General features: G+C 47.8%; 3 protein-coding genes. All 3 read right to left on the bottom strand.

Annotated elements, in window-relative coordinates; genetic code table 11:
* Nucleotides 1-46: 46 nt before the first annotated feature.
* On the bottom strand, nt 47-1,477 hold the full coding sequence (locus H740_RS06820; protein WP_002952680.1) for a DUF4139 domain-containing protein: 1,431 nt from the start codon (nt 1,475-1,477) through the stop codon (nt 47-49).
* A gap of 51 nt (nt 1,478-1,528) precedes the next feature.
* Nucleotides 1,529-2,854 carry a TRAP transporter large permease gene (locus tag H740_RS06825; protein ID WP_002952682.1) on the bottom strand — a complete coding sequence of 442 codons (1,326 nt, stop codon included), beginning with the start codon at nt 2,852-2,854 and terminating at the stop codon, nt 1,529-1,531.
* A partial coding sequence (locus tag H740_RS11960) for a TRAP transporter small permease subunit (protein WP_002952683.1) occupies nt 2,851-3,145 on the bottom strand: 295 nt, incomplete at its 5' end. The genes H740_RS06825 and H740_RS11960, both read right to left, overlap by 4 nt.

Below are 3,145 nucleotides of genomic sequence, written 5' to 3' on the forward strand. Positions count from 1 at the left end.
TCGGAAAAGCGCTCGCGAGACAAGCCGCAACAAGAAATTTACAATTTTATTCGCTCGGCTTAGTTAGCTCATAGGAGAAATTTATCTTCTTGCTCTCATTTGGCTTAAGCGCAAATTTCCACGTTACCTTACCGTCTTTGCCGATTTCGTTTTCTTTCGGGTCGTTTTTCACGCTCACGCTTACGCTCTCATGCGTGCTAACTGGCGCTTGCTCCTCCAAAACCACGTCCCACGCGAGTTTTGAGCCGTTTTTGATGCTAAATTTATATCCGCGCGAGATCTTATTTTTCGAGCCGAAAAACGACTCTTTCGTATGTTCACCGTTGGCTTCTTTTTTCACGCTAACAAGCTCGTTTTTGCCAAAAAACTCCTTTGCATCCTCGCCCGCGGCGTAGCCTACGTACCTTTTGCCGATATTTATACCGTCAATCTTAAACTCGCTTTGCGCGCTCTCTATACTACGCTCGGGCTTAAACGCGGCTCTAACAAAAGCGCCCGCACTGCCGTAGCCGTCGATCACGAGGTCAAATTTAGCATCCAAACTCTGCTTGTCGTAGGCAAAATCAGCCGTTTCGTCCGCTTTTAGACTCACGCCCTCGATGCGCCATGCGTTTGCGAGCGCGTTTTGCTCGTTGCTCGACTGCACGTCTTTGACGCTATTTTTCTTTGCGGGCGCCCTTGCCACGGCCATATCGGCGCTCGCCTCCATCATCGGCGCGGCTGCTAGCGGCATCATATTTCGCGGCGCCGGTTTGCCTTCGTAGCGCGGATAAAATGGCGCGGGGGTCAAATTTGACGAGTAGTAAAACGGATAAAGCGCGATCGTAAGGGAGTTTAGATCGATACCTAAAGGATTTGTCATGGTCAAATTTTGCGAGATTTCGACCTTGCCTTTTGCGACGTCGGCATGGATTTTATTTTTCAAATTTACGCTAACGCCCACGGGATAGGAGATCTTGACCTGTTTTGGGTCGCATTCGAATTTCAAATCAAGCTTTTGGAAATTTTTAACCTCGGCCGCGTTCATTTTCTTTTTCAGCTCGTCTATTTGCTTTTTGGTTTGCGAAATTTGGGCTAGATTTTTTAGCACGGCTTCGTAAAATTTATCGCCGTCGGCGTCCAAATTTGCGACGCTTTGCTCTTTAAAGGCCGGAAAATTATTTAAAAAAGCGTTTTTGGAATTTAGTGCGTTTAGCTTGTCGTTTAGCTCCTCAAGCTCTTTTTCGTTTTGCTTAAATTTAGCGTAGGCCTCGTTTTCTGCGGGCTTTGCTTCGTTTAAATTTAGACTTAGAAGCTCGCACGACGCAGCCACGTCGATATCCTCAAGCCCGACGAAATCGGGCAAATTTAGGCTAAATTCGCTTTTTTGGTCGGTGAAGTTTTGATGGATAAATGAGGCGTTTTTGTAGATTTCTATCAGGTTACTTTCGGCGCTCGCTATCAGCGCAAACGCCGAAACTAAGGCTATCTCTCTCATTTTCTCTCCTTTGGGTAAATTTAAGAGATTATAGCCTTACAAAGATAAATTTTAGCCTAGCAAGATGATCGTAAAGATGATCAGAACTAAAATTTGTATCGCGATAAAGGGCACCACGCCGCGGTAGATGTCGGACGTCTTGACCTCTGCCGGCGCCACGCCTTTTAGATAAAAGAGGCTAAAGCCAAACGGAGGAGTGAGAAACGAAGTCTGTAAATTCATCGCGATAACGATGGCGAAATATAGCGGATTTATGCCTAAATTTACGGCAATCGGCGCCAAGATCGGTAGCACGATATACGAAATCTCGACGAAGTCTATAAAAAATCCTAGCGCAAAAATCGTAATCATCGCTAAGATAATAAAGCCCCATTTTTCTCCCGGCAAACTAGACATCACTTCTTCAACTATCTCGTCGCCGCCGGTGTAGCTAAACACCATCGAAAATGCTGTCGCGCCGATAAGGATAGTAAAGACGACGGCCGTAGTTTTGACGCTCTCTTCGAGCGCTTCTTTTAGCATTTTAAACGAAAAAGTCCTGTAAAAAAGCGAAAGCACGATCGCGCCCACGCAGCCAAACGCCGAGCTCTCCGTCGGCGTAGCGATGCCTTCAAATATCGAACCAAGCACCAGCACGACGAGCACCAACGGCGGCAAAATCGCAAGTATAGCGTTTAAAATTTGCTTTGATTTAGGCACGTCGCTCTCTACGACGACGGGCGGCGCGTAGTCTTTTTTGACGTAAGAGACGATGAGGATATAGGCTATATATGCGCCCACGAGCGCAAGACCCGGATATATCGCCTCGCGGAAAAGATCGCCGACTGGCACCGTAAAGACGTCGCCAAGAATAATAAGCACAATGGAAGGCGGGATGATCTGTCCAAGCGTTCCCGAAGCGCAGATAGTGCCGCAGCCTAGAGCTTTGTTGTAGTTGTACTTTAGCATCACGGGCAGGCTCATGACGCCCATGGCTACGACGCTAGCACCCACAACGCCCGTAGATGCGGCTAATAGCGCGCCCACTAGCACGGTACTGATCGCCACGCCGCCGCGAATCTCGCCGAATAAAAACGCCATACTCTCAAGCAACCTCTCGGCTAGCTTGGTCTTTTGTAAAATAATGCCCATAAAAACGAAAAGCGGCACGGCGATGAGGATTTTATTTTCCATTATCGAGTAGATGCGGTAAGGCATGAAGTTAAATGTCTCTTTAAAAATCTCAAGCCCGCCCATAAAGCCGTTACCGTCGCCAAAGCTCTCGACCATGCCGCCGATGAGTCCGAAAATAACGGCTATCGCGCCAAAGGTAAATGCGACGCTAAAGCCGATAGCAAGCATAAAAAGCGCAGCTAAAAACATTACGATACCGGTCATTTCCCCTCCCCTTGTTGCGCGGTTTTGCTAAATTTGGCGTCAAATTTGCCCGCCTCGCTTAAATTTGAGCGAGCGTCTAGATAGACGTTTAGCCACTTTATAAAGTATCCGACACTAAAAAATATAAGTAACCAGAAGCTAAACGGGATAAAGGCCTTGATAACCCAGCGATACGGTAAACCGCCCGGATCTGCGCTACCCTCGCCACTCTCGTACGCCTCCACGACGTAGTCCCAGCTCAGCCACGCGACTAAAAGTGCAAGCGGCAGGATAAAAAGGATAACGCCCGCC

Origin of the sequence: Campylobacter showae CC57C (assembly GCF_000344295.2) — a bacterium.
In the GTDB taxonomy this organism is placed as follows: domain Bacteria; phylum Campylobacterota; class Campylobacteria; order Campylobacterales; family Campylobacteraceae; genus Campylobacter_A; species Campylobacter_A showae_B.

What these genes read in the sequence shown, in the direction of transcription:
- H740_RS06820 (WP_002952680.1), bottom strand. Translation starts at nt 1,477, where the DNA reads ATGAGAGAGATAGCCTTAGTTTCGGCGTTTGCGCTGATAGCGAGCGCC.
- H740_RS06825 (WP_002952682.1), bottom strand. Translation starts at nt 2,854, where the DNA reads ATGACCGGTATCGTAATGTTTTTAGCTGCGCTTTTTATGCTTGCTATC.